The sequence below is a fragment of the Massilia sp. P2_C2 genome (assembly GCF_056404615.1).
Genome location: NZ_JBFUDR010000451.1, coordinates 1 through 3,617 on the forward strand (window position 1 = coordinate 1; position 3,617 = coordinate 3,617).

The 3,617-nt window shown below is 64.6% G+C and carries 2 protein-coding genes; both read left to right on the forward strand.

Annotated elements, in window-relative coordinates; genetic code table 11:
- A partial coding sequence (locus AC1DYX_RS29165; protein WP_477265413.1) for a glycosyltransferase family 4 protein occupies positions 1 to 1,610 on the forward strand: 1,610 nt, incomplete at its 5' end.
- 742 nt (positions 1,611 to 2,352) lie between these two features.
- Positions 2,353 to 3,564 (forward strand): transcriptional regulator, encoded by a 1,212-nt coding sequence (locus AC1DYX_RS29170; protein ID WP_477265415.1) that lies wholly within the window; start codon positions 2,353 to 2,355, stop codon positions 3,562 to 3,564.
- Positions 3,565 to 3,617: the final 53 nt, after the last annotated feature.

Genomic DNA, 3,617 nt, shown 5'->3' on the forward strand with positions numbered 1-3,617 from the left:
CGTCCGGGCCGCACCTGATGGGCCGGCAGGCGGCCGGCGCCGGCCTGCTGCGCGCCATCGCGGCCGCGCCCGGCATCGGGGCCGTGGGCTGCTTCGCCGGCGGCCAGGCCCACGCGGCCGAAGGCGAGCGCCTGTTGCGCGAATACGGCTACAAGGGGCGGGTCGAATGGATCGCCCAGGGGCGCCCGCAGGATCTGGAGCGTTACGGCACGCTCTACCACCCGGCGCCCGGCCTCGAGCGCCTCGCGTGGCGCCGGCTGGGGCTCGGCGAACGCCGCTACAGCCTGTGCGGCATCACGCACACGACGGCCAGCCACGCCGTGACGTCGAGCCTCGCGAACCTGCTCGTGGCGCCGGTGCGCAGCTGGGATGCCGTGATCTGCACGTCGCGCGTGGTGCGCGACAGCGTGCGCCGTGTGCTCGAGCGCCAGGCCGAGTACCTGAATGCGCGCCTGGGGGCCCAGCGCTTCGAGCTGCCGCAACTGCCCCTGATCCCGCTCGGCGTGCACGGTGCCGACCTGACCGTCGACGCCGCGCGCCGCGATGCCGTGCGCCAGCGCCTGGGCATCGACGCCGGCGACATCGTCTTCCTGTTCTTCGGCCGCCTGTCGTTCCACGCCAAGGCCCATCCACAGCAGATGTTCGCGGCGCTCGAACGGTCGGCGCGGAACGGCCGGCGCCTGCACCTCCTGCTGTGCGGCTGGTTCGCCAACGAGGCCACCGACAAGGCGTTCCACGAGGCGGCCGCGCAATTGTGCCCATCCGTGCGCCTTGCCGTGCTGGACGGCCGCGTGGCGGCGAACCGGCTTGACGCCAGGGCCGCGGCCGATGTCTTCATCTCGCTCGCCGACAACGTGCAGGAAACCTTCGGCCTGGCGCCGCTGGAAGCGATGGCGGCCGGGTTGCCGTGCATCGTCAGCGACTGGAATGGTTACCGCGACACCGTGCGCGACGGCGTGGATGGCTATCGCATCCCGACCGTGATGCCGGCAGCGGGCGCCGGACTTGATCTCGCGCAGCGTTACGACGATGGCGTGGACAGCTACGAGGCGTACTGCGGTCATACGAGCCAGGCGGTGGCCGTGGATGGCGCGGCGCTCGCGCAGGCGTGCGCGCGCCTCGTCGACGACGCCGGACTGCGGCGCCAGCTGGGCGAGAACGGACGCCGGCGCGTGCACGCGGAATTCGACTGGACCGTCGTGTTCGGGCGTTACCGCGCGTTGTGGCGCGAGCTCGGCGAACGGCGCCGCGCCGATGCGGCGCTGGTGCCGGCGTTGCCGGTGGCGGTGCCGGACCGGCTCGATCCGTTCGAACTGTTCGCGACGTATGCGACCGTGCACCTCACGTCGACGGCGCTGGTCGAACTCGCACCGGACGCATCGCTCGCGCTGTTGCGTCAGTATCGCGAACTCACGATCAACCGCTTCGCGCACGCGTCGCTGCCGACGCTGGAAGAGTTTGGACAGATCTTCGGATCGATCGAATCACGCCCGATGCAGGTCGACGAGCTGCTCGATGCGCTCGGACCGTGCGACCGGCCGACTTTGCTGCGCGGACTCGTGTGGCTGAGCAAGATGGACTTGCTGCGCATCAGCGCGGCGGAGCAATGATTTTGAATATCGCCTGTAAATAAAGGCGTTATACGAAATGGTAGCAAGGTAATGCGCATCGATTTGCGCGCTTGTTTTTGGAGACCGAGCAGAACGAGGAAGGAATCAAACGTTATCGCAGCGATCGTTTCGGTTGATGGTATCGCTGGTTTGCCCTGTAAAACACATGAAAAATACTGTGTGCGGGTTGCGCACTGACAAGGTTTTCGTGTACTTTACGTGATTGAATTTGTCAAAACGTGAAGACCCCGATTTTCCGGGCGTCGAACGGGAAACAAACCGATCAAAAATGGGACGCTGATTCATTCAGTATGCACGTAAGCTTAGCGAAAAGAACAAGCCGCATTGCCTGATTAATGTCGGGTATGGCGGCTTTTTCTTTTCGCGGCCCACACGGGCTGCGATGTGGACAGCGCAGTGAACCATCGGGCTTTAGTCGTTTCGGTCGTCGGCGACGACGATAGCTGAAGTACCGCGGACTTCGTGTTCCGGGAGCTGTGACGAGTGGAAACAGCTTCGATCTAGCTATACTGTATGAAAACACAGTATAGCGTAAATCGGGGATGAATGCTCGCCGGTTTTACCGGTTTATTGAAGCGCCGCAGTAGTTCGGCTGGTGCCGGATTCATTGACGCAAACGTTGAGTTTGCGCCGATGAATAATTCGCCCGACCAAGCAGACCGGGTTGGACGGGTTCAAACCATGTAGCGTAATTTCTCATCGCAGTGAAGGAGAACAGAAAATGGCAACCGCCGCGAAAAAACCAGCAGCAAAGCCGGCCGCAAAAGCCGCCACCAAACCGGCCGCAAAGGCAGCAGCAGAAAAACCTGCTACCAAAACCGTAGCCGCTAAAGCCGCTACCAAACCGGCAGCGAAAAAAGCCGCTGCGACCAAAACCGCAGCCACTAAACCGGCAGCAACTAAAACCGCCGCCAAGTCGACCGCCGCCAAACCGGCTGCGAAGAAAGCCGCAGCGTCCAAGTCGACCGCAACCAAATCGGCCGCCAAGTCGACCACCGCCGCCAAGCCGGCTGCGAAGAAGACTGCAGCGACCAAGTCGACCGCAACCAAGACCGCCGCCAAGTCGACCGCGACCAAAGCTGCGGGCAAGACCGCTGCCAAGTCGACCGCCGCCAAGCCGGCTGCGAAGAAGACTGCAGCAACCAAGTCGACCGCGACCAAAGCAGCAGGCAAGACCGCTGCCAAGTCGACCGCGACCAAAGCTGCGGGCAAGACCGCYGCCAAGTCGACSGCGACCAAAGCTGCGGGCAAGACCGCTGCCAAGTCGACCGCCGCCAAGCCGGCTGCGAAGAAGACTGCAGCAACGAAGTCGACCGCGACCAAAGCTGCAGGCAAGACCGCCGCCAAGTCGACCGCCGCCAAGCCGGCTGCCAAGAAAGCCGCTGCAACCAAGTCGACCACCGCCGCCAAGCCGGCTGCCAAGAAAGCCGCTGCAACCAAGTCGACCATCGCCGCCAAGCCGGCTGCGAAGAAGACTGCAGCGACCAAGTCGACCGCAACCAAAGCTGCAGGCAAGACCGCCGCCGCCAAGCCGGCCGCAACCAAAGGCTCGGCTTCGGCGGCGAAGACGAGCGGCAAGTCCGCTGCCACCAAGTCGACCGCGACCAAGACCGCCGCCAAGAGCGCCGCGTCCAAGCCGGCAGTGAAGCAAGCCGCCGCCAAGCCGGCCGCCAAGGCTGAAGCGAAGCCGGAGGCCGCCGCGACCGCAGCGAAGAAGCCGGCCGCCAGGAAGACCGCAACGAAGACCGTAGCGAAGGCCGAAGCCAAGCCGGAAGCCAAGGCCGAGTCGAAGGCTGAAACCAAGGCCGAGACGAAGACCGAAGCCAAGACCGACGGCAAGGACAGCACCTCGCAGGCAGGCACCCCGGCACCGGCCGCCAAGTCGGTGATCGCACCGGCAGCATGGCCGTTCCCGACCAGCAGCCGTCCGTAAGCCATTCCTGCCTGGTTCAGGCAAAATACCGCTGTGTGAGCTTTCACACAGCG